The sequence below is a fragment of the Phormidium sp. FACHB-592 genome, assembly GCF_014695795.1.
Classification (GTDB): Bacteria; Cyanobacteriota; Cyanobacteriia; order Leptolyngbyales; family Leptolyngbyaceae; genus Stenomitos.
In genome coordinates this window covers 494,242-515,821 of the sequence record NZ_JACJOZ010000074.1, presented here as the reverse complement: position 1 = coordinate 515,821, position 21,580 = coordinate 494,242, and the positions used below count along the sequence as shown (strand labels likewise).

Here is a 21,580-nt window from a genome sequence, read left to right as displayed (position 1 = left end):
TTTACCACGGACTATTGGTAAAGCGTTACGAACCCGAAGCCATGGCTGGCTTGTTTAGGATGCCCATTCATAAGTAAGGCTAACTGGACGATCGCCTGTTCCTCCCTGGACTACTTGCCAACTGGCACAAACGACAAAAGCTCTATGCAGCAGCAGTTTCAGCTTTTTGTCTGTTTGGTTAGTTGCGGTGTCGGCAACTATACAAGCCGACTTTCCGAGGGCTGAGATTTCGACTGGTGCTCGACTTTCGGTTTTTAGCCTGGTGCCTTTCTGATGCTCTGGACTAAACTTGGACTAAACGGATCAACTGTGCCAGTTGAAAGGGTGGAGCCTTGTGCCAGTTGCGTTAACACCGTTAGCACGTTAACAGTTCAGGTTTTCTTATGAGTCAGAAGGTGACGGGCGGGTGTCGCATTCCTCCGGCTTGGCATGAGGAAATTATAGGGGTTGAGCCGACATACGGGCAAAAAAGTGCAATATGGGCTGGAGAGCCTTAGCCAGGTTGAGTTGCAGAGCCTCTGTCGAAGTGAGGCTCAGTATCGGGACTGCTGCTTGTGAGGCAGCAGTATCAAAAGTGGACAAGAATCCGATTTGATGAACACACAGCACCTTGTAGGCTTTTATTACTTACGCAATCGCCTTTCAAATTCATCGGCCATACGGTTAGGAAATCGAATAAAGCAATCTGTGCCACCATTCGAGGCACTGCGTGAGCTAAATTGCCATCGATTCAATACTTTATTTCCAGCGGATACTAAGAAGGTGCTATCAAATTTCTCAATACACCTATTTAGTAATATTCCATTAGCCCGTGATTGGTACTGCCGTCGCGTATCTCGTGTTTCCTGAGAAGAAAGGTTGCCGTACCACACTTGTTTCCAATATGGTGACCAATAGTTTGTCACAATTGCATCCCAATTGTCCCGGACAAAATCTGATGCGGTTCCCAGGTCAGCAGATGCTTGGGGCGTATTGCCGACGATAACAGAGCAAATGACAGCAGTAATAAGAGTGTTGCGAACCTTAGCTTTAGACATTTGCCGACTCTCCTTGAAAAATTTTCATTGATAAACTTTGGTAGCTACCCTGATCGAAATTGGCGTGAATTGGGTGCCGATTTGAGGAGAATATGCAAAAATTGCCGATACTGTTACCTACGTTTAGTCCTTGCTAATCTGTCAAATTAGGACAGTAGACTTTTGAAGCTAGCCTTGATGCCACCGAGGTAGCAGTCATCATCGTTTGAAATTTCTGACCTATATCACTACTAATTTTTTTTGGAGAGGATTTTTGAACACTTTGTTCAAGTTCCTTGAATTTTGCATCATAAATAGCTTGCTCTGACATACCTGCTAAGCGAGCATTGCAATAGTTTTTTGCTGCATCCGTAAGCAACTTAGGATTACTCTTCAGTGATTGAAATGCTTGGCTCTTACCACTGTTGCTACCAAGAAATTTCTGCACCTCCTTAAGATATGCATCGTCATTTGAATACGCTGTATTCTTTCGGGAAGGATAACCAGAAGCACACATAGAAGTCAAGTCAATCAGCCGCCCCGAGGTAAGCCGAATGTAGCAAATCGGACTAGGATTAATGGAGGAAGATAATGCTGTTGGTATTATAAAAACGCTTATAAAAAAGGGTAAACCCCCTAATAAAGTCCCTAAGTATGCTTTCCGCATGATATTTACTAGGAGTTACTTCCTATACCTTACTCAAGTGAAATAAAGTTATCATATGAGATTTTTTAACTTTGGTAAAGTTCTTACAATTTTTTTGCCTCTTTCCTGACGGTTACTTGGGGTTGAGATGCAGTCGAGTAGGACATCGCTGCCCTACCCTCTGCTACAAAACCGTGCTTGCCAGGTTACTGGCACACGGCTCCTCAACCATCGGGTGCTTGTCATGCATACCATGAGCGGCTGGCAAACTGCCTTGACTCATGGCTCAGTAGCTTTGTTTTGGCAACTGCAACACCAACTGTCAAGCTGGCGCTTCATCCATACGTAGTCGTTAACTCGCTCATGACGTGTGCATTGCGACTCACAACGCGACTTTCCTGATGGTCGTGTCTCCGTCTGCATATCCTTTGGCTTTCCCAAAGGCGTTGGCTTCTGAGACAATCCCTCCCTCACCAGGCTTGCGGCTGACTACCTGCTCTAGAGACAAAGCTCTAGAGAGCCGTAGCAAGGGTTATTTCGTTCCCAACTGCCGTTTTGCGCTGCACGTAGGCTCCCACTTTCCACCGGGATGATCTGAGAGTGTTTGTAGGTGAGTTCGGCAACTCCCTACCTCGCATCCGTTCCCTTTTGGGCAAGCCCGTGAACCCGCGTGGGCTTGTTCCCGTTGACGATGGTTCAGACATGGATTCACTGACGTTAGCCGTATGCAGCTCTGCTCGGCGGGATTCTCGGTCGGGTTCCGAGTGACCGCCTTTTAGCCCTGCTTCAGACGCTTGAGAGTCAGTCGCACGCCTGAGGGCTAGGCTGTTACCCCAACACTAGGGGAGATGGAATTGTCCAAGTTGGACGTACCACACAGAAATTGAGTTATCAGGGTTCGAGACCCTGACTCTGCTTTATTTCAAACCTGGTGGAGGGGCTTGACTTGGGCAGAAACGAATCGCACGCCGACATACGGGCAAAAAGGTGCAAGTACAGATTTCACCTGCCCTTCATTTGACCACTGGACAGCTTCTGGACTAAATGCGTCAACTGGCACATGGCTCACAGATCGATTCCTTCGTTGCAAGGCACCTCTAAAACCCTTTTGCCCGTATGTCGGCTCAACCCCTTATAACCATCTGCGAGGCGACCGCGCAGACTCCCAGCGAAGTAATGAAGGAGGCGATCGCCCTCTACCTGAAAAAGTCGAAAGCAGTCACAGTGCGATCGCGTCTGGATGAATTGGAACTGCGAGTGAGCAAGCTGGCAGCGCTGGTAACTCAATGAGTAAGTGAATAAGTAAAAAGACAACTATAAAACTTGTAGATGCAGTCATTACAGGCAATCGCCTTGTTTTTCGCGTCACTTTTCTAAGTGCGGAGTATGCTTATGGCACTTTTTTAGAGTGAAGGCAGAGAGCGATATGGAAATCACTGGGGCTTACTAAAGGAGACGGTTGATCGCGCTATAGACGATCGGCTTCAGGTATTCATGGCAAGCGATTTGAGTACCATTTGCAACGAGTGAGCGATCGGCTTTCCGAAAATCCAGCGAGAATCAAATCTATCAAGCTTTAATGCCTAAAAAACCCCTTCTTAAAGAAACTGAGCGAGATGTACTGATCAGGGCTTTAGAGGCAAATGCTAGAGCTTTGCTGCTAGTGGCTGAACGGTTAAAGTTAGAAGCCAGTGAGAATCAGTACGTTTCACTTAAGGCTGCATCTGCCATTCTAGGTGGCATCACATCAGCAGCTTTAAGAGAGCGTTGCAAGGACAGGCGCTTCACCTATGGGGTTCATTTCATTGATACGAGTGATGGCGATCGACCTAACTACTTAGTCAAGCCAGCGGCACTCAGGAAATACTTTGAAACCGATCCAGCAGAGCGATCTACTGTTTAGGCTACGTAGAGGCTTGTGAGCGTTGTGCGGATAAAACCAGCAATAGGTGAAGAATGTCAAAACACTCCTGCCTTTACTAGCTATGCAACACGATCGCATCGACATAGAATTAGAAGCCATGAAAGCTGTTCTTCTTGGCAAAAACAAACCAGGGGAAGCTCCTTTGCCAAGCTATGTCAGTGCAGCGATTCAGTCGTTACAGAAGATCGCCTCAGAACTTGAAGTACTTGAGCGCGAATTGAGAGAGCGCTGCACTGTCAGCAAAACTAAAGCAGCACAAGCTGATAAGGGCTTACGGCTAGCATTAGCGAACGAAGATATGGGGCAAATTTTCCAATGCTCCATAGATAAGAAAGTGCATTTGAGGCTTGCGCAAGCACTAGACAGACAGCTCTCAAAAATAGAAACCGAGCGAATCAAGTTAAATGTCAACTTGGAATTAGTAGCTCAAGAGCTTAAAAAGTATCCTCGTATGGGAGACGAACAGTCGATCTAATTTAAGGTGGATCGCAACACCCCACTATTCTTTACCGCATCCATGAAAAGCACCCTTTGCTTTTTTTTTGGCATACCGTGCATATTGAGAAACCGTTTAGCAGCAGTGGTTTTAAGTGATTCACTGTACTGTTCTAGCTCGTTAAGAGGAGCAATAAAAACGGCGATCCATCTGTGCCCTTTTCTTACCTGCAAGCACCAATAGAGAATTTCTTTATCCAACTCGACATTCAAAACTTCCATCACCACTAAAACGAAGGGATGCCCAATTTTTACTGATCGACGCTTCGAGCCAGTCGATCGTACGCTTCAGACTTTTCCAGTATTTTGAGATCGTCGAACGCGCCAAACTCATCTTTTCTGCCAATTGAGCTTTCAAGCCGCGATCGCTCATTTTGCCACCTAGCTCAAAATAAGACTTCAGCAGAGTCAGCATTTGGTGTTGACGGCTATAGCGATCGGCTTGCCGTTCAGCGTTGATCTTCCTTCTGCCGCCTGCTCTTCTATAAGCTGCTGTTGAGGGGATGGGTGTTTGCCAATTCACGGCTTATTAGTGCTGGGAAAAGGGGTAATCTTAGGGTTTCTTAAGATGGCGAAAGAGGAAGGGCGATCGCACTGAAAGCGAAAGGTGAGATCGCCCAGTAACCAACAAATTAAGCAGCCCGTTGCAACGCCAGATACCGCTGAACCTTGTGCAGGGTGACATCGTGATCACCGCCATACAGCAACCAGCCAGCGTATTGCTGACCGTGCGACCACGCGATCGCCTCATCCTGGATGCTCTCACCTTTTTTTAGAGCTACGATATGACCCGCCTCGTGTAACAACGCAATTTTAGCTACACTCGCGGTGACGCGATTGATCGACCTACCAATTTCACTGCACTCATTCAAATCTAAGACGATTGTCGGAGTGCCGTTAACTTTAGTGGCAAAACAGCCTCCTCCAAAGCCCAGCAGATTCTTCATTGCAGGGCTAAAGCCGTTTACAACAAAAACTCGACATTTAAAGTCTTTCTCTAGCTTATTAATGCACCCCATCAAGCCAAGCCGACTGGCTGTATTCAAATCGTAAGCGGCTGCAAGAGCGCTTTGAAGATCGGGATCGATATAAACCTCGTTTGAGTAGCCCAGCGAATACATCAGTTTAGAAACGAGTTTTTTTGAAATTTCGTCGAAGTCAATGTCTGCCATTTTTTTATCCTTTACTACTACTTGAGTGGACTCATTAAGAGCTTCTTTTAGCCCTGGCATTTTCGCCAAGGACTCAAAAACGTCAGTTTTTGGGATGCTATTAATTGTTTGCATTTTTTTAGCGTCAAGGCTGGAAATGTCTACTGGTACTGAATCCCACCAGCGGTGTGAACTGCTTTTATCCTTGATTGAAGCGCCAAAACATCTCATCTTAAAATCCTTCCTTGCTGCTGATTAGCTTTATAGTTTGCGTACATCTGTAGAACTGGCAGAACGCCCAGTAGTAACTTGATCGATCCTGGGCGACGAGCGATCGCCTCAATCAAGCGATGAGCCTCTGCTTTGAGCTGATGCATAGTAGGAGGGTTATCCAACTGACACCCTCCTTAGAAGCTGGGTAGATATAGTGCAAAGCTTTCTATCGTTATGAGGCAGAATCAACGCCTCACCAGGGCGGCATATCCAACTTCCTGACTCAGGCGCATCAACGATCGTTGCAGTCCTCCACGTCGATTTTGAGTGGATATGAGTAACGCGATCGCCATACTGGAGATTGGAGTCAGGGATCATCGTACTGTTTGTATACAGATGTTCTCAGTATAAACAAACAGCAAGAGCTGTAGTGATAACTCGCATTGGTTAATACCTAAGTACGAGTTATCACTACAGCTCCAAAAGCATATTCAGTTTTAGCGATTTCAGGGCTGATTTAGGGCTGACTTATGCCCTCACCCCTGAAACGCATGGGCAGTACAAGATTCGAACTTGTAACATCCTGCTTGTAAGGCAGGCGCTCTACCGTTGAGCTAACCGCCCGAAAGATGCGTGTTGGGCACAGTTAAATATATTAGCAGATACCTGCACATTTGTTGCTGACTTTCTCTAATTTCGGTAACTGTTTCCGCTAATGCTCTGAAAACTAGCGATCGACCAGGCAATTTGTCGCTTTCGGTTTAGTCAGTGCATTTGTACCTGCTACGATGCTGAAAGCATTGTCTGCCTGTCTCCATCATGCCTTCTGGTCGGACTCATGACAGCATTACCCTTTGGAGTCTGCCGCTACTTGCTGGGTTGACCTTTGCACGCACCCAAAGCAGCAGTCTGACGCTGTTTGTTTCAGGCAGCTACCTTTTCAGTGGGCTGATGTTTGGTCCTGATTTGGATGTGTACTCCCACCAGTACAAACGCTGGGGGTTGTTACGCTGGATCTGGTTGCCTTATAGACGCAGTATGCGGCATCGATCGTTCTGGTCGCACGGTCCGATTGTGGGAACAGTGGTGCGGGTCGTCTATCTATTAATCTGGGTAGGGCTATTGGGCACTGGAGGAATTGTTGTCGGTGCGATCGCCGTTCAGCTCATTAGCCAAACGAACGATTGGTTCGCTCTCGCGCAGCAGTGGTGGAGCAGCAGTATTAGCTTTCTAGAACGAACACCGCAGCAGTACCCGATGGAAGCGATCGCGATCGCCATTGGGCTTGAACTCGGCGCGATGAGTCACGCCCTTTCTGATTGGATGTTATCAACCTATCGACGCGCGTTTAAGCGCTCTCCGAAAAAGGCTGCGATCATCCGGCAAGCCTCTGATTCATCGACTGCTTCACCCTTTGAAGGCAATGGTGCAAAGCCGTCCTCCATTGCGGAGCGATCGCAGCCAGTAATACCGTCTCCGCCCACATACCGCGAACCACAGTTGCCACCCTTTGAGCGGCGGAAAGATGAGGAGTGAGAAAGTGAAGGGGTGAAGGGTAAGAAAGTGAAGGGGTGAAAAAAATTACTTATGACGCACTGAGTCCTATTTTTACGATCACCTATGCTCGTAGCTCGTTAAAGTAAGAAGGCATCAGTAAGGGTTGATTGCATGACTAATTCTGAGCGGTCTAATTTGGAACCGTTAGCACAACAGGCAGCCATGCTGGAAGCGGTGCAGCAGTTGGTGGCAGTCGTGGCAAAGCTACGATCGCCTGATGGCGGCTGTCCCTGGGATCTTGCTCAAACACCAGAAAGTTTGATTCCCTACGTGATTGAAGAAGCCTACGAAACGGTGGAAGCGATTCAAAGCGGTGACCCGGTGGCAATCCGCGAAGAGCTAGGCGACCTCCTGTTGCAGGTTGTACTGCAAGCACAGATTGCCAGCGACGCAAACCAATTTAACCTGACAGAGGTTGCACAGGGCATCAGCGAGAAATTGATTCGTCGTCATCCTCACGTGTTTAGCACTGTCACTGTAGAGACAATGGACGATGTGTACCGTAATTGGGAGCAGATCAAGGCGATCGAAAAAGGGGAAGATCCCAACATTGCACCGCCTCTAAGCAAAAAACTCAGCCGTTATGCGCGATCGCTACCACCGTTGATGGCAGGTATGAAAATTTCGCGCAAGGCAGCTGAGGTCGGTTTTGAGTGGGAATCGATCGACGGCGTGTGGGCAAAGTTTCAAGAAGAACTAACCGAATTCAAGGAAGCACTGGCTACCACTGACAAAACCCACCAGGAAGCAGAACTCGGCGATCTCCTCTTCACCGTTATTAACCTTGCCCGCTGGTATGATCTTGACCCCAGTGCAGCCCTGCAAGGCACTAACCAACGCTTTATCCAGCGTTTAGAACAAATGGAAGCCGTCGCCGATCGCTCCCTTTCTGACTACAGCCTGGAGCAGCTAGAACAACTTTGGCAGCAGGCAAAGGCACGGTTGAGAGGAGAGGGGTGAAAGGCAGAGGGCAGAAGGCAAAAGGCAGAGGGCAGAAGGCAAAAGGCAGAGGGCAGTCACTAAAGCTCCTGTCACCAAGCACTGCTCAAAATCATCTACTGTTCACTGCTAGCTGGTTCACTGATCACTGCTGACTCACTCAAAACTGCTACCCCATCACCTCCTTAATCCATTACCTTTTCGCCCCATCACCTTCTTCCCCCATCACTCCACCCCTCACCCAATGCCCAAACAGCGCCTTGATCTTTTGCTTGTCGAACGTGACCTTTGCGATACGCGGCAGAAGGCGCAGCGGCTCATTCGGGCTGGAGAGGTGATGGTGAATCAGCAGGTGGTAGATAAGCCAGGGACGGAGATTGATCTGCTGGCAAAGATTCAGGTGCGGCAACGATCGCCCTACGTCTCCAGGGGTGGCGAAAAGTTGGCAAAGGCGATCGACCATTTCCCGATTTCAGTTGCCGGACGCATCTGTTTGGATGGTGGCATTTCGACGGGTGGCTTTACAGATTGTCTGTTGCAGGCTGGCGCGCAGCACGTCTATGGGGTCGATGTTGGCTATGGGCAAGTTGCCTGGAGCGTGCGGCAGGATCCGCGTGTGACACTGCGAGAACGGACGAACTTACGTCATCTCACATCAACAGATTTGTATGGCACCGATCGCCCGGCAGACTTGGGCGTTGTCGATGTCTCGTTTATTTCGCTGACAAAAGTGGTGGCTGTCTTGTGGCAACTGCTTCAACCGCCCCGCGAGGTTGTGCTGCTGGTCAAGCCGCAATTTGAAGTGGGACGTGCCCTAGTGGGCAAAAATGGTGTGGTGCGCGATCCCCAGGATCAGGCAATGGCAATTTTGCAGGTTTTGCAAGCGGCTCAAGCGATAGGCTGGGGCTATCAAGGTGTCACATGGTCGCCGCTACTGGGTCCCGCTGGCAATGTCGAGTATCTGCTGTGGTTAAAGGAGGGCGAACGATCATTAGAGTTGTCTGCACCAGACGAGTCGCTGGAGCCGGACATGGCGATCGCGCCTACACAAAGCTATGCTGTACCGCCTCCTGATCTAAAAGCACTTAAACAAGTAACCCTCGCAGCCCAACAAACGTTAAACGCTTAGGTCGTTGTCCTATGAGTGGTGGCTGTCATACTCAAAGGGTGGTGGCTGTCATACTCAAAGGAACCAGCATTCGCTTCGGCAACGGCTTAAATACCGATGATAATGGTGTCTTTCATGGTCCATTAAAGGTTGGCAACAACCTGACCATTGAAGACAATGCGATCCTCTTTCGCTCGAAGGTTAGTAATGATGTCACTATTGGTACGGGCGCGATCGTCGTTGCTGTCACGCTGCCAGATAATGCCAAGGTTCTCGACGGAGCCGTCATCATCACTCAAAAGCAAGCTGATGCTTTGAAGGCTTAAGGCATCTGCTACAAGCCAATGTCCTTAATGAGGCATTGCTCTAAAGTTACGCCGATCGCGTCATGGCTGAGGGAATACGCCAGAGTTGCTCCAAGCGACTGGCTGGCATAGTGAGATACAGAACATCACCAGCGCTAAGGCAAACCTCTAGCAGCTCCCAGCCGTGAATCGCCTGACTATGGGTTTCCATATAAAGCGGTACAAAATCGGCAGCGATCGCCGCTTCCTGAACCCGCCGACCACAGAAGGGATGACTCGGCGTAATCATCGTTGCCAGCGCGACCCAGAGGCTATCGGCGGTCATACCATTCCCTAGAATGCGCCCACCCAGCGCGGCGGCGGCAAAGGCAGGCGCAACCAACTCTGCGGGGCTAAACACTGCATCAAACTCAAACACCCGTTGCGCCATCCAGGCAAACTCTGGGTCTTGGTAGCGCACGATCACTGAAGTCGTAGGGTTGAGACTTTTGCCATTCAGGGCAATTTCTAAATTCACTGTATCGTTGCTAGTGACGGCTAGCAGCGCGTGTGCCTGTGCAAAATTCGCGGCTTTGAGAGCGGCTGGCAGCGTAGCATCGCCTTGAATAACGGGAATTTTCATTGCCCGGATAGTAGCGAGAAAGCGGCAATTTGGATCATGCTCAATGACCACGACTTCATGCCCACAACGGTGGAGGTGGCTTACAATCTGCACACCTACGCCACCCAACCCACAGACAACAAAGTGGTTGCGGTATGGCACCCGAGCTGCATCCCAAATGTGATCAAACCGGGTGCCCAGGACAAAATCATTCAGTAGCGCGTAAGAAATACCAATGATGGCTGCACCGACCAACATGGTGATCACGGTAAAGAGCTTGAGATCATCGGGAGCGGTTTCTAAGCCGATGTCGTTGCCGCCTGCTCCGGTGATAATGCCCACTGAGAAATAGAGCGCATCGATCGGATTGGTATGCAGCACAGAAGAGGTGTAAATGCCAGCGCTAATCAGAATCATCACCAGCAGTAGCAGCGTGCCGGCTAACAAGGCTCGACTGTGTTCCCGCAGATATTTCAGCCACAGCGCCAGCTTGGCTAGTCTTTGTTTCAGCGAGCGTCGAGCCACACGTACGCTCGGTTTAGTGCCAATAATCAGTCGATCGCCCGACTGGAGGCGATACCCCCGCAGCATCGCTGATACTAAATCCACCTTGCTATCAATGGGTAAGTAATAGATCAGCATGCGATCGCGATCGTCCCACAGGTCACTAAGTTTGCGCCCCCGCCAGGGATGGTCGTCTTTGATATGCTCTTCGTGAATGGGCCAGGTTTGATTGAATAAGTGCAACTGCCCGATCGCGGCGTTGCTTAATGCCGCAAACACAAAAATGGGTGCTGTCAGCGCAGCCACACTCATGCTGATGTGATCGGGCAAAGTTGTATCCAGTCGATCGCCCAGACTCGTGTTAAACAACCGATTAATAATGCGAATGCGAGGATTCAACACTCGCGCCTGCATCAAGATTGCTAGATTCAAACCATCGTCGCTATCTGCCAGCACCAGCGTTTGCGCATCCCGGATACCCGCCTGAATCAAGGTTGTAGCTGCCCGCAGATCGCCCACAACAATACCCTCCGGGTCACCTGCGATCGGTCGATTGTGAATGCCCACCACAAGCGCCCCCTGCTGTCTAAGCAAGCAGAGAATTTTGTACCCGGTCGCACCCAAGCCACAAACGATAATATGTGGTTTCATGCCTGAGACAGCTGATGCAGCATCGAATGATTAAAGAACAGTGCTTCATTCTCGATCGCACCTGACATCAGGACTGTAGCTGAAAACACCGTTACTATTAAGAAAGGTAAACCCCCTTACTCCTCATTCCCATGTCCTACTACGTTATTTACGACGGTAAATGCAACCTCTGCACTACGCTCGTTCAACTGCTTGAGACGCTGGATCAGGGCGATCGATTTCAATACATTCCCATGCAGGATGAGCCAGCTCTCAGCGAGTTTGGCATTACATCTACAGACTGTGAGCAAGGGATGATTTTAATTAATACAGCGGCTCCAGAACAGCGCTGGCAGGGCAGTGATGCGGCTGAAGAAATTGGGCGACTGTTGCCGTTAGGTGATGTCTTTGTGTCTGCCTATCGGGCATTGCCAGGAGTTAAGTGGACGGGCGATCGTGTCTACGCGCAAATCCGCGACAACCGCTATACGCTCTTTGGCAAACGCGATCAAACTTATCAACCGCGTTACCCTGCTGCCTGCGTGTCCGATCACTGCCGCTTATAAGTTCATCGTGCTCCGTCAACCTTCTACGGCAACCACGGATATTGCCGGAAGTCGGGCGATCGCTTTTCTAAAAATGCCTGTTTGCCTTCTGAGCCTTCCTCAGTCATGTAGTAGAGCAGCGTGGCGTTTCCGGCGAGTTCTTGCAAGCCTGCCTGCCCGTCACAATCGGCGTTGAAGGCGGCCTTGAGGCAGCGAATGGCGATCGGGCTTTTCTCCAGAATTTCCTGTGCCCACTGGATGCCCTCCGCTTCTAGCTGCTCGACTGGCACAACGCAGTTTACCAAACCCATCTCTAGTGCCTGCATTGCCGAGTACTGACGGCAAAGATACCAAATTTCTCGCGCCTTCTTCTGCCCAACGATGCGCGACAGATAGCTGGCACCAAAGCCACCATCAAAGCTACCTACTTTGGGTCCCGTTTGCCCAAAAACCGCATTGTCTGCCGCAATGGTGAGGTCGCAGAGAATGTGGAGGACATGACCACCACCGATCGCGTAACCTGCAACCAGCGCAATGATCACTTTGGGCATAGAGCGAATGAGCCGTTGTAAGTCCAGCACGTTTAGCCGGGGCACACCATCCTCGCCCACGTAGCCTGCCTGACCGCGTACGCTTTGATCGCCACCGGCACAAAACGCATACTTACCATCGGTATGAGGACCGGCACCTGTAAACAGCACCACCCCAATCCGCGAATCTTCACGAGCATTCGCAAAGGCATCGTAAAGTTCAAACACCGTTTTAGGACGGAAGGCATTGCGCTTGTGGGGACGGTTGATGGTGATTTTGGCGATCCCATCGGCTTTGTGGTAGAGAATGTCTTCGTAGGTTTTGACAACTTGCCAGTCGATTTGCATGGAGGGGAGGGGGGTGAGACGAGAGGGATGAAGGATGAAAGTTTTGAGTAGCGCTTGTGCCGTGTGGCTAGAAAGCTTTGAGTTGATTCTGACCGCTGATCGCTGATCGCTACCAACTAAATGCTGATATTAGCGGCAAATGTACCTAAGTGCCGCTGTCGCCATTGGGCATCGGCTTTGCGATCGGTACAAATTTCTAAGACCCGAATCCCTTTAGAGGGCAGCGGGTTGAGCCGTTGTTCTAGCTGTTGCCAGCTTGTGATGCGCTCATGTTCGACCCCATACGTGGCGCAGAGTTTGGCAAAGTCGATTGCTTGTGGTGTGGCAAAAAAGGACTCGAAGGCTGGATTGTTTTGGGCGATCGGCAGCATCTCGAAAATGCCGCCGCCATTGTTGTTAATGAGGACGATCGTCAGGTGTCCCGCAAAATGCTGGCGCAACAAAAAGCCATTTGTATCATGCAACAGCGCCAGGTCGCCTGTGAGCATCACACTACTTTGCTGTCGATGGGCAATGCCCAAGGCGGTAGAGAGCGTGCCGTCAATGCCATTTGCACCCCGATTGAAGCATGGCTGCACTCTAGAATTTCTTGGTGCCCAGAAAAACTCGACATCCCGCACAGGCATACTGCTGTTGATAAACAATGGCGTTCCAGTCGGCAGCACTTGAGAGAGCAACCAGGCAGCTTTGCCCTCAAACAAGGCGTCTGTCTCACACATTGTTTGGTCTACAGCCTGCCTAACTTTGGTTTCCACGACACGCCAGCGATCGAGGTAAGGGTTGGTCGTCTGGGTTTGCAGGGGCAGTGACTGAAGGAGGGCTGCGATCGACAGCCGCAGATGCGTCGTGCTGCCATGCAGTGGATCGAGGTTACGCCCCTCAGGATCAATGATCCACAAGCGGGGCTGCGTTTTTTCTAACCAGGCACGAAGCTGCTTGCTGGTCGGCATTCCACCAATGCAAAGCACAGATTCAGGAGCAAGTTTCTCTGCCAGCGCGGGCGATCGCAACATCAAGTCATAGGTTGTAATCAAGTTGGGATTGAGGTCAGCATAGTTTCGTAGGGGCGAAAGTCCTTCGGCTAGAACCGGATAGCCAAGGGTTTGGGAGAGTTGGGCGATCGCACGACAGTAGTCCTCTGGCGCTTCAGGTTGTGCTACGCCTGCGATGATGATGCCGTTGGAGGGAAAGGGAGGAAGGGGGGAAGGGGTAAGAGAGTGACGAGGTGATGGAGTGATGGGGTGATGGAGTGATCGGGTAGAAGAGAGGGGAGTGATGGAGGCGAAGAAGGCTTCGGGGTTTAAGGTGGAGGCGATCGCTTGGGCAGAAGGCTGCGGGATGGGGGCAAGGGGGTCGCGGAAGGGCAGGTTGAGGTGAACCACTCCGGGCACGGGATACAATGCTTTTTCCCAGGCATGGATGAGGGTTTGCCGGAGATAGGCGAGCATGGGTAGCTCCAGCGATGGCATTGCCAGTTCCGTTTGCCAGTTAGGAAAGGTGCCATAAAGCTTATGCTGGTCGATCGCTTGCCCCGCATTACAATCACGCAGTTCGGGCGGACGATCAGCCGTCAAGACCAGTAAGGGCACACCGCTTTCCTTCGCTTCAATGACAGCAGGATAAAAATTTGCGCCTGCGGTGCCAGAGGTGCAGAGCAGCACAACCGGGCGATGGCTCTGACGGGCAACGCCAAGTGCAAAAAAGGAAGCCGATCGCTCGTCGAGCACGGGAATCGCTTCGATGTGGGGATGGTTGGCGAAGGCGATCGCAAGGGGTGCCGACCGAGAACCGGGACAGACGATCGCGGTGGTCAGCCCTAACCGAGATAGCGTTTCCGCCAGAATCGAAGTCCAGACCAGATTGGTATTCGTGAAATCAAGAGGCATGGGAACGCTGAGAGTAGGCACATAGCCTAACGCATCATACGTCCGGGTCGATCCCTTGCGCTCTCAGTAATGCGGCTAACCGTTCTGCTCTCTGGCGTTCTTGCTTCAGTTGATTCTCCGCTTGCTTTAGTTGATGCTTACTCTGGCGGCTCTGTAATGCGCCAGTAAATACTCCTGTCCTGACCTATGCAGTAATGCGCGTCGGGATGCAGCACGTCTAGCGTTGACGTAATGGAGTCGGAGAGCAAGAGGCTTTGTGGGTGCTCCAGAGAGTTTTTCACAAACATACCGTCCGACTCTGGCAGTTGAGTGTCGTCGGGTCACTTAATCGCTGCATTGGGCAGTTCTGCGAAAGAAGCCAGGGCAGTAGGGGCGATCGCGTCTCTTCAGTTTAGACTTTAGCTCTACCTCACGTGCGTAGCTTTCCAGAAGCTAAAAACTAAAAAGCCTAATCATTTAGACTTTAGACATGGTTGATAAAGCACTGAACGATCTCCTGACATTGTGGGTGACGATCGAACCGATTGGAACAGTTGTTCTTTTCGCTACACTGTCGGCACATCTACCTCAAGCGCAGCGTCGTAAAGTCGCGCTTAAGGCTGTTTTTTACTCCACAATTATTCTGTTGGGGTCGATTGTAGTAGGACAAATAATTCTGTCGGCAATGCAAATTCGGTTAATTTCTTTGCAAGTTGCAGGCGGTTTGATCTTGTTCTTGTTTGCCTTGCAAATGGTTTTTGATTTTTCGCACGAACGACCAGCAACGCCTGAAAAAGGTCACGACATTTCGGTTTTTCCGTTAGCGGTGCCGTCTATTGCAGGAGCAGAAGCAATCATGGCTGTGGTTCTGCTGACCGATAATCACGTTTATTCAATCTCATCACAGTTCGTAACAGCTTGTGTTGTTGTATGCATTATGTCCGTTACCTATGGATTAATGCTGCTAGCTGAACCAATTTTACGGATCATCGGCAAGAACGGTGCTGCAATCTTAGAGCGTGTTACAGGCATGATTTTAGCTGCACTGGCTGTCGAACTCATTATGGAGGCGATTGGTGTCCAACGCTGGATCAATTAGGGATTAACAAGCAGTAAACCAAGGTACGGCACCCAACTACCTACAATCTGCTCAAGCCTCTTTCCCTTCTACTGGCGGATAAGCTTGGTCGTTAGGAGCCCGGAGCTAGGAATCGGAAGTCAAAAGAAATGAGAGTATCAGTACGTAAAGATCCCCAACTTCTATGACGGAATGGGTTTTCGGCTAAGTTTTAACTAGAGGTCGGGGATCTTTACGCTCTCAAATTAACGCCTGCAAAAGCGCTTGAAGTTTGAGCTGCACTTCTGCTAGTTCGCGCTCTGGGGCTGAGCCTTCCACAATGCCTGCGCCTGCAAACAGTCTGGCACTGCAACCATCAATCAAAGCCGATCGAATGCCAACGGCAAATTCACCATTACCGTGATGATCGACCCAGCCGATCGGCGCGGCGTAGAGCGATCGCTCAAAGGTTTCGTAGCGACGAATGTAGTCACAGGCAGCAGCGCGAGGCATTCCGGCAACGGCAGGCGTGGGATGAAGGGCTGCTACGACATCAAGCAGATGAGTATCGGCAGGCACTGTGGCATAAATGGGTGTTTGCAGATGTTGAATGTTGGACAGTTGTAACAGGCGCACAGGCAACGACTGGGGACTTAAGCCCAACTGAGCTAGCTGTTGGCAAATAAACTGGCTCACAACCCGATGTTCGTGGCGTTCTTTGACGCTCTCTAAGAGGCGTTTTGCCAGGGCAGCATCAGCGCTGGTGGTTTTGCCACGGGGAGCCGAACCCGCTAACGCGCCCGTTTTGAGCTGCCCATCTCGTACGCTGACCAGCCGCTCTGGGCTGGCACCAATAAACTGCTGCCCCCGATCGTTGCTGGTGGAGAACAGGTAGCAACCGGGATATAGCTTACGAAGATGATGTAGTGCCGCGATCGCATCAAACGGTAGCGGTGAGGTGACATCCACCGCATGAGCCAGCACAATTTTGTGAAACGTCGCCTGCTGAATGTCGGTCAAGGCAGCCTGTACCGCTTGCTTAAAGTGTTGGGTAGTGGCAACATCACGCCGTGTCAGCAGGTCTTGATGCTCGATCGCCGGTGTGATTAATTCATACCGAATCGCTCGTATAGATTGCCATGTTTGCCAGAGTCGATCGACCGTTTCTTCTAAGTTTGTCGTGGCACAAAGCACGACATTCGCTACAACCAAACAATGCGATCCGCTTCTAGAAATTTGCCACTCTGGTAGAAAGATGGTTGCTGCTGGAAACGCTGGTTTACGATCAGAATCCTGATCAAAAAATGTGAAGCTACAGAAGAAATGAGGACCGGCTAACGGTAAGTGAGCCTGACCACAAATGGCAGTCTGAGCCAGCGTTGAGCGGATAAACTGCTGGGCAGCCGTAAAGCGTTCTGCACCGTTAATCGTGAACTTGGCAGCAGAGCCGATCGCGGCGATCGCCACTCCTTCCTGTGGCTCAACTTCTTGCCCAAACGCTCGTTTTTCCATATAGAAATTGAGCTGCTGTGGTTCTGCAAGCGCCTGAAAGACAACCAGCGGATCAACCGGATCTATTGCCATCGAAAGGCTCATAATCTGCGGCTGGATTCTCTCTTCTGAAATCTGTTTATAGCGGTTTAGAAAATGATGTAATTCTCTACGAGTTTGAAACAGATGAGTGCAGCGAGGGGTAACGGTCATGGGAAAGCAAGAGGGATTGGGGAGTGGGGAGGCAGGGGGAGCAGGGGAGAGCTTCTAGTTCCTGGCTCCTAGCTTCTGACTCCTTGATTCTGACCCCTCACCCCTCACTCCTTAGCCAAAATATTGCGAATCTTAAAGTCTGGACGGTCTATCAGGGTTGTCCGATCCACTCGATCGTAGAATGGGTGAGCTTCTGAGAACTACATCCAACTTTTGATATTTGCAAAAAATGACCACAAGAACGGTTAATTATTCAGCAAATGCTTTAAAGACCGCGCCAGCCATCCGCAAAAAGTTGTGGCTAGCAGCGATTAAGCCACCGATGTACAGTGTGGCGATCATGCCAATTATGGTGGGCACCGCGATCGCCATTGCCGAGACCAGAACGTTACAGGCAGGTATCTTCGCCATCTTTGTCTTTGCTGCCATCCTCATCCTTGCCTGGGAGAACCTCGCTAACGATGTCTTTGACTCCGAGACAGGCGTTGACGTGAACAAAGCGCACTCGCTGGTAAATCTGACCGCCAACAAATCGTTGATTTTTTGGTTAGGGAATTTGTGCCTTGCCACTGGACTATTTGGCATCGGCGCGATCGCTGCCATCCAGCGCGATCTGACCGTGGTTGGCATTATTCTGGTTTGCTGCGTGCTTGGCTACATTTACCAGGGACCGCCCTTTCGCCTCAGTTTCCAGGGATGGGGAGAAATTCTTTGCTTTTTCGCCTTTGGTCCCTTAGCGTTTGCAGCAGCGTATTACAGTCAAACGCAAGCCTGGTCAGGTACGAATCTGGCGGCTTCGACGATCGTGGGTGTTTCCACTAGCCTGATTCTCTTTTGCTCCCATTTTCATCAAGAAGCAGATGATGCCGCTGTGGGTAAGCGATCGCCGATCGTCCGATTGGGTACAAAACGCGCCGCGCAGCTACTACCCTGGCTCTGTGGCAGCATTTTCGCGCTGACGGCTCTTTGCGTGTGGCTGGGCGTGTTTCCAGTGACAACGCTGCTGGTGTTTGCCAGTCTGCCGATCGCGCTTAAACTCTGCAAACACGTTGGCACCAACCACAACAAACCAGAGAAGGTGAGCAATTGCAAGTTCATTGCCGTTGCCCTGCATTTCTGGAGCGGTATTTTTCTGGGTCTTGGCTTTGTTCTCCCACAACTGCTGGGGTTTGGAGCAGTCTTGCCAACGTAAATGCTGTACCAGTGGGAATTTCGCCCTTATCAACGACGCTTCAAGCAACCGTTGCAAACTAGCCACGGTTGCTGGGCAGTGCGAGAGGGTGTGATTTTGCGGTTGGTCGATGATGCTGGCAACATTAGCTGGGGCGAAATTGCGCCGATTCCCTGGTTCGGTTCCGAAACCCTTGAGCAGGCATTGGCGTTTTGTCACCAACTGCCAACAGTACTGACAGACGACCTCATTTTCGCTGTGCCCGACACGCTGCCATGCTGCCAGTTTGCCTTTGAATCGGCATGGGAAGGTCTGCAAGAATCAGCGATCGCTCAGGCAGCACCGCAGAGAGACAGAGGCGCAGGGAATCAAGCGTCGTTTGTCACTGCAAGCTCGACTCTCCGACCTCAGAACTCGAACCTTGCGGCTTTGAACTCGGCAATTACAGTTCAGAACTCGGCACTTCGAGATCAAAGCTCGGATGTTGCAGTGCAGAGCTCGATCCTCCGAGTTCAGAACTCGTCACTTCGACCTCAGAACTCGGATGTTGCAGTTCAGAACTCGAAACTTCAGTCTCAAGACCTAAGACCGAACAGTCGCTCTACTGCCCCTCTCCCCTCTCCCCTCTCCCCTCTCCCCTACAGCGCCCTCTTGCCAGCGGGAAACCTGGCGCTCCACACCTGGCAACCGCTCTGGGCGCAGGGTTTTCGCACATTTAAATGGAAAATTGGGGTACAGGCGATCGCCACCGAGCTTAAGGTGCTTGATGCACTCACTCAAGCCCTGCCAAAACCAGCCAAATTACGCCTGGATGCGAATGGTGGACTCAGCGCTGACGAGACGACTCAATGGTTACAAGCCTGTGATGCCATGATTGACCCTTCAAACCGAGGGGTCGTGCTTGAATACATCGAGCAACCGCTACCCATCGCGCAGTTCGAGGCAATGCAAGACTTGAGCCAGAATTATCGAACGCCGATCGCCCTGGATGAATCAGTGGCAACCTTGCAACAACTACAAACTTGTTACGAGCACGGTTGGCGAGGCATTTATGTGATTAAACCCGCGATCGTCGGTTCCCCCTCTCGTCTCCGCCAGTTTTGCCAGCACCATCCGATCGATGCCGTGTTCTCCTCTAGTTTTGAAACCGCGATCGGGCGACAGGCAGGGTTACGTTTAGCAGCATCGCTGGGGAATCCCGATCGAGCCGTAGGTTATGGCACAACGCACTGGTTTGAGGATTCTGAAAGCGACGCTTTTGAGCAGCTATGGCAGACCCTTTAACCATCCTCAAGCAACGTTCGAGAGACGATTGGCTAGTTGGTTATGACAGCCAGGAGTTTTTTGCTTTAGCGGAGCGAGTGTTAGTGGAGCTGCGATCGCCTCCAAACTCCGAAGCTCCCCTCACCATTCTGTTAGCCGATCGCAATCCGCTGACGTTTCTCGCGCACTTCATCGCCGCTTGTGCTGCTAATTGCTGCATTGTTCTTGCTAACCCCGATTGGACAAAAGCCGAATGGCAACAGGTCTTTGAGTTAGTGCAGCCGGATTTGGTTTGGGGCGAGGAAGCAAAGGTAGAAGGCAGGAGGCAGAGGGCAGGAGGCAGAAGGCAGAAGGCAGAAGGCAAAGAAGCAGCCAGTAGTCAGCAGCGCTCCTCTGCTTCCCCCAATCCCCTGCTTCCCCAGCCCCCAGTTCTCACTCCTCATATCCTGATCCCTACAGGCGGCACGTCGGGCAAAATCCGCTTTGCTGTCCACACTTGGGAAACCCTCATGGTATCAGTAGAGGGCTTTCGTGAATATTTTGAGGTTGAGCCGATCAACTCGTTCTGCGTGCTGCCGCTCTATCACGTCAGTGGACTGATGCAGTTCATGCGATCGTTCACTACCGGCGGCAAGCTCGTCGTACTGCCCTTCAAAGCACTTGAAGCGGGCGATCGCAGTAACCTTAACCCAGAAGAATTTTTTCTGTCCCTGGTGCCTACGCAACTTCAGCGGTTGCTGGATGGAGAAAGCAGAGGGCAGAAGGCAGCAGGCAGAAGGCAAGAGACACAACACTCAACGTCACTCCTGGCTCCCGACTCTTCGATCGCCTGGTTAGCGCGCTTCCACACGGTTCTCCTCGGCGGCGCACCTGCCTGGTCAGAATTGCTTGATCGTGCCAGAAGCCAACGCATCCGGCTCGCTCCCACCTACGGCATGACCGAAACTGCGTCCCAAATTGCCACTCTCAAACCAGACGACTTTCTCAACGGACAGACCAACGCTGGACACGTCTTGCCCCATGCCCAACTCACCATTCGCAATCCATCCGGCGACATTCTGAAGACAGACCAAATCGGTAACATCACCATCCAGGCGAAATCACTTGCCTGGAGCTATTTTCCCCCCACTCCCCACTCCCCACTCCCCACTCCCCGCTCCTTCCAACCCGATGACCTCGGCTATTTCGATGCCAATGGTTACCTGCACATCGTCGGGCGGCAAAGCGACAAAATCATCACAGGTGGCGAGAATGTGTTTCCCGCAGAAGTCGAAGCAGCCATCCGATCGACTGGGCTAGTACAAGATGTATGCGTGATCGGCATCAGCGATCGCCATTGGGGACAAGCCATTACAGCCGTTTACATCCCCATCAGCGCTGACATTTCTCCTACAAGTATCCAAACAGCCTTAAGTGACACTTTAAGCAAATTCAAACGTCCCAAACATTGGCTTGCCGTCGATCGCCTGCCTCGCAACGCTCAAGGCAAAGTCAATCGACCCCAAGTAGAGGCGATCGCTAAGATGGCGTTGCCCACTGTTCTAGCCATTGATTGATTTCCAGCGGCAGCGATCGACGTTTGCGAGTGCCTGGATCAATGCAGATATGGCGCGTCTGGGCATTACTCACCGATCGTTCCAACTTGCCCTCCAAAAACACAGCATATGCAATCTCAAATTCGCTCTCTTGTAGCTGTTTTGGAATCAGATGAACCACCAGACGATCGCCACAGAACATAGGACGAAAGAAATCCACATTGGCATGGGCGATCGGCAATGCCACGTCAACCCCGCTAAAAAAAGCCCTTAAATCAATCCCCGTTGCTGCCAACGATGCCTCATACGCCTCATGGCAAAGCGTCAACACGTTCGCAAAGTAGACTACCCCCGCCGCATCCGTATCGCTAAACCGTACTGTCCGTTGGTAGATAAAAGGCATGGGGTAAGGGAGTGAAGGGGTGAGGAAGTGAAGGAGTGAAGCGGTGAAAGGGTCAGAGGTCAGAAGTTGA

General features: G+C 51.0%; 23 protein-coding genes, 1 tRNA gene and 1 pseudogene. 13 read left to right on the top strand and 12 right to left on the bottom strand.

Going from position 1 to position 21,580, the window contains the following annotated elements; all coding sequences use genetic code 11:
* Positions 1-623 precede the first annotated feature (623 nt).
* Complete coding sequence (locus H6F86_RS21570) at positions 624-1,037, bottom strand: hypothetical protein (protein WP_190451013.1); 414 nt, start codon at positions 1,035-1,037, stop codon at positions 624-626.
* Positions 1,038-1,170: 133 nt separating this feature from the next.
* On the bottom strand, positions 1,171-1,683 hold the full coding sequence (locus H6F86_RS21565; RefSeq protein WP_190451011.1) for a hypothetical protein: 513 nt from the start codon (positions 1,681-1,683) through the stop codon (positions 1,171-1,173).
* Between the two features lie 127 nt (positions 1,684-1,810).
* Between H6F86_RS21565 and H6F86_RS21560 the strand changes: the two genes are divergently transcribed.
* The 4 genes from H6F86_RS21560 to H6F86_RS21545 all read left to right on the top strand — a co-directional run bounded on the left by H6F86_RS21560 (position 1,811) and on the right by H6F86_RS21545 (position 4,061).
* Entirely contained in the window at positions 1,811-2,011 is a 201-nt protein-coding gene (locus H6F86_RS21560) for a hypothetical protein (protein WP_190451009.1), read from the top strand.
* A gap of 767 nt (positions 2,012-2,778) precedes the next feature.
* Positions 2,779-2,952 carry a hypothetical protein gene (locus H6F86_RS21555; protein WP_190451007.1) on the top strand — a complete coding sequence of 58 codons (174 nt, stop codon included), beginning with the start codon at positions 2,779-2,781 and terminating at the stop codon, positions 2,950-2,952.
* Positions 2,953-3,241: 289 nt separating this feature from the next.
* Positions 3,242-3,565 carry a hypothetical protein gene (locus H6F86_RS21550; protein ID WP_190451005.1) on the top strand — a complete coding sequence of 108 codons (324 nt, stop codon included), beginning with the start codon at positions 3,242-3,244 and terminating at the stop codon, positions 3,563-3,565.
* A gap of 82 nt (positions 3,566-3,647) precedes the next feature.
* Positions 3,648-4,061, top strand: coding sequence for a hypothetical protein (locus tag H6F86_RS21545; protein ID WP_190451003.1), 414 nt, complete (start codon positions 3,648-3,650; stop codon positions 4,059-4,061).
* Between the two features lie 213 nt (positions 4,062-4,274).
* On the opposite strand, the gene H6F86_RS21540 is transcribed toward H6F86_RS21545, so the two are convergent.
* The 4 genes from H6F86_RS21540 to H6F86_RS21525 all read right to left on the bottom strand — a co-directional run bounded on the left by H6F86_RS21540 (position 4,275) and on the right by H6F86_RS21525 (position 6,069).
* The gene (locus H6F86_RS21540; protein WP_190451002.1) at positions 4,275-4,604 is read right to left on the bottom strand and encodes a hypothetical protein; all 330 of its coding nucleotides are present in this window, start codon (positions 4,602-4,604) and stop codon (positions 4,275-4,277) included.
* 109 nt (positions 4,605-4,713) lie between these two features.
* The gene (locus H6F86_RS21535) at positions 4,714-5,253 is read right to left on the bottom strand and encodes a hypothetical protein (protein ID WP_190451000.1); all 540 of its coding nucleotides are present in this window, start codon (positions 5,251-5,253) and stop codon (positions 4,714-4,716) included.
* Between the two features lie 206 nt (positions 5,254-5,459).
* Entirely contained in the window at positions 5,460-5,627 is a 168-nt protein-coding gene (locus H6F86_RS21530; RefSeq protein WP_190450998.1) for a hypothetical protein, read from the bottom strand.
* A 370-nt stretch (positions 5,628-5,997) separates the two neighbouring features.
* Positions 5,998-6,069, bottom strand: a tRNA-Val gene (locus tag H6F86_RS21525).
* A 195-nt stretch (positions 6,070-6,264) separates the two neighbouring features.
* Between H6F86_RS21525 and H6F86_RS21520 the strand changes: the two genes are divergently transcribed.
* The 4 genes from H6F86_RS21520 to H6F86_RS21505 all read left to right on the top strand — a co-directional run bounded on the left by H6F86_RS21520 (position 6,265) and on the right by H6F86_RS21505 (position 9,375).
* Complete coding sequence (locus H6F86_RS21520; RefSeq protein WP_190450996.1) at positions 6,265-6,981, top strand: metal-binding protein; 717 nt, start codon at positions 6,265-6,267, stop codon at positions 6,979-6,981.
* A 132-nt stretch (positions 6,982-7,113) separates the two neighbouring features.
* On the top strand, positions 7,114-7,962 hold the full coding sequence (mazG, locus tag H6F86_RS21515; RefSeq protein WP_190450994.1) for a nucleoside triphosphate pyrophosphohydrolase: 849 nt from the start codon (positions 7,114-7,116) through the stop codon (positions 7,960-7,962).
* A gap of 223 nt (positions 7,963-8,185) precedes the next feature.
* Positions 8,186-9,070, top strand: coding sequence for a TlyA family RNA methyltransferase (locus tag H6F86_RS21510; protein WP_190450984.1), 885 nt, complete (start codon positions 8,186-8,188; stop codon positions 9,068-9,070).
* Between the two features lie 11 nt (positions 9,071-9,081).
* Entirely contained in the window at positions 9,082-9,375 is a 294-nt protein-coding gene (locus H6F86_RS21505; RefSeq protein ID WP_206756067.1) for a hypothetical protein, read from the top strand.
* Between the two features lie 46 nt (positions 9,376-9,421).
* Here H6F86_RS21505 and H6F86_RS21500 read toward each other — a convergent pair whose 3' ends face one another.
* Positions 9,422-11,110, bottom strand: a complete 1,689-nt coding sequence (locus H6F86_RS21500) for an NAD-binding protein (protein ID WP_190450980.1) — start codon at positions 11,108-11,110, stop codon at positions 9,422-9,424.
* A 131-nt stretch (positions 11,111-11,241) separates the two neighbouring features.
* Here H6F86_RS21500 and H6F86_RS21495 point away from each other — a divergent pair, with 131 nt between their 5' ends.
* The gene (locus H6F86_RS21495; protein WP_190450972.1) at positions 11,242-11,655 is read left to right on the top strand and encodes a DCC1-like thiol-disulfide oxidoreductase family protein; all 414 of its coding nucleotides are present in this window, start codon (positions 11,242-11,244) and stop codon (positions 11,653-11,655) included.
* 23 nt (positions 11,656-11,678) lie between these two features.
* On the opposite strand, the gene menB is transcribed toward H6F86_RS21495, so the two are convergent.
* The 3 genes and pseudogenes from menB to H6F86_RS31670 all read right to left on the bottom strand — a co-directional run.
* Positions 11,679-12,512 (bottom strand): 1,4-dihydroxy-2-naphthoyl-CoA synthase, encoded by an 834-nt coding sequence (gene menB / locus H6F86_RS21490; RefSeq protein ID WP_190450970.1) that lies wholly within the window; start codon positions 12,510-12,512, stop codon positions 11,679-11,681.
* Between the two features lie 116 nt (positions 12,513-12,628).
* Positions 12,629-14,398: a 2-succinyl-5-enolpyruvyl-6-hydroxy-3-cyclohexene-1-carboxylic-acid synthase gene (gene menD / locus H6F86_RS21485; protein ID WP_190450969.1), complete on the bottom strand. Its 1,770-nt coding sequence runs from the start codon at positions 14,396-14,398 to the stop codon at positions 12,629-12,631.
* 140 nt (positions 14,399-14,538) lie between these two features.
* Positions 14,539-14,703 (bottom strand): annotated as a pseudogene (locus H6F86_RS31670) (Uma2 family endonuclease); the annotation flags it as partial.
* Positions 14,704-14,867: 164 nt separating this feature from the next.
* On the opposite strand from H6F86_RS31670, the gene H6F86_RS21475 reads away from it, so the two are divergent.
* Positions 14,868-15,476, top strand: coding sequence for a MarC family protein (locus H6F86_RS21475; protein WP_190450966.1), 609 nt, complete (start codon positions 14,868-14,870; stop codon positions 15,474-15,476).
* Positions 15,477-15,695: 219 nt separating this feature from the next.
* Here the strand turns inward: H6F86_RS21475 and H6F86_RS21470 are convergent, their stop codons facing one another.
* Positions 15,696-17,138, bottom strand: a complete 1,443-nt coding sequence (locus H6F86_RS21470) for an isochorismate synthase (RefSeq protein WP_190450964.1) — start codon at positions 17,136-17,138, stop codon at positions 15,696-15,698.
* A gap of 229 nt (positions 17,139-17,367) precedes the next feature.
* Here H6F86_RS21470 and menA point away from each other — a divergent pair, with 229 nt between their 5' ends.
* From menA to H6F86_RS21455, 3 genes are read left to right on the top strand one after another with little or no spacing between them, the layout of a single operon-like run.
* Positions 17,368-18,330 (top strand): 2-carboxy-1,4-naphthoquinone phytyltransferase, encoded by a 963-nt coding sequence (menA, locus tag H6F86_RS21465; RefSeq protein WP_190450962.1) that lies wholly within the window; start codon positions 17,368-17,370, stop codon positions 18,328-18,330.
* A complete protein-coding gene (locus tag H6F86_RS21460) occupies positions 18,331-19,593 on the top strand; it encodes an o-succinylbenzoate synthase (protein WP_242033612.1) in 1,263 nt (420 codons plus the stop codon). It abuts the gene before it with no gap.
* On the top strand, positions 19,578-21,128 hold the full coding sequence (locus H6F86_RS21455) for a 2-succinylbenzoate--CoA ligase (protein ID WP_190450960.1): 1,551 nt from the start codon (positions 19,578-19,580) through the stop codon (positions 21,126-21,128). The genes H6F86_RS21460 and H6F86_RS21455 overlap by 16 nt, the downstream gene beginning before the upstream one ends.
* Here H6F86_RS21455 and H6F86_RS21450 read toward each other — a convergent pair.
* Entirely contained in the window at positions 21,091-21,510 is a 420-nt protein-coding gene (locus tag H6F86_RS21450; RefSeq protein ID WP_190450958.1) for a thioesterase family protein, read from the bottom strand. The genes H6F86_RS21455 and H6F86_RS21450 overlap by 38 nt on opposite strands.
* Positions 21,511-21,580 lie beyond the last annotated feature (70 nt).